Genomic DNA, 542 nt, shown 5'->3' on the forward strand with positions numbered 1-542 from the left:
CGGTGGTTCGAATCCACCATCCTCCACCAAAAAAATGCGCGGATGTGGCGGAATTGGCAGACGCACTAGACTTAGGATCTAGCGCCATTGGCGTGGGGGTTCGACTCCCTTCATCCGCACCATTTTTTATTTAATTTATACATATTTATTGTGGGTGCATAGCTCAGCTGGATAGAGCAACGCCCTTCTAAGGCGTGTGTCCGGGGTTCGAATCCCTGTGCGCTCACCACATATATTGGGGATTAGCCAAGTCGGTAAGGCACATGACTTTGACTCATGTATGCGTAGGTTCAAGTCCTGCATCCCCAGCCATTAAATATTAAAGTTAAGGTTCATTAGCTCAGCTGGCAGAGCACCTGACTCTTAATCAGGGTGTCCCGAGTTCGATCCTCGGATGAATCATTGGAAGTAGAATATGGAGAGGTGTCCGAGTGGTTTAAGGAGCTGGTCTTGAAAACCAGTGACTTCGAAAGGGGCCGTGGGTTCGAATCCCACCCTCTCCGCCAAATGCCCAGATAGCTCAGTCGGTAGAGCAGGGGACT

The 542-nt window shown here is 50.0% G+C and carries 5 tRNA genes; all 5 read left to right on the forward strand.

Annotated elements, in window-relative coordinates:
* Positions 1-38: 38 nt before the first annotated feature.
* The 5 genes from IC173_RS20375 (at position 39) to IC173_RS20395 (ending at position 506) form a co-directional block, all read left to right on the forward strand.
* Positions 39-122 (forward strand) — tRNA-Leu (locus IC173_RS20375).
* A 30-nt stretch (positions 123-152) separates the two neighbouring features.
* Positions 153-229 (forward strand) — tRNA-Arg (locus tag IC173_RS20380).
* A 7-nt stretch (positions 230-236) separates the two neighbouring features.
* Positions 237-312: transfer RNA gene (locus tag IC173_RS20385), tRNA-Gln, on the forward strand.
* Between the two features lie 17 nt (positions 313-329).
* Positions 330-402: transfer RNA gene (locus IC173_RS20390), tRNA-Lys, on the forward strand.
* Between the two features lie 15 nt (positions 403-417).
* Positions 418-506, forward strand: a tRNA-Ser gene (locus tag IC173_RS20395).
* The last annotated feature ends 36 nt before the right edge of the window (positions 507-542 follow it).

Origin of the sequence: Clostridioides sp. ES-S-0048-02, assembly GCF_020658495.1 — a bacterium.
GTDB lineage: Bacteria > Bacillota > Clostridia > Peptostreptococcales > Peptostreptococcaceae > Clostridioides.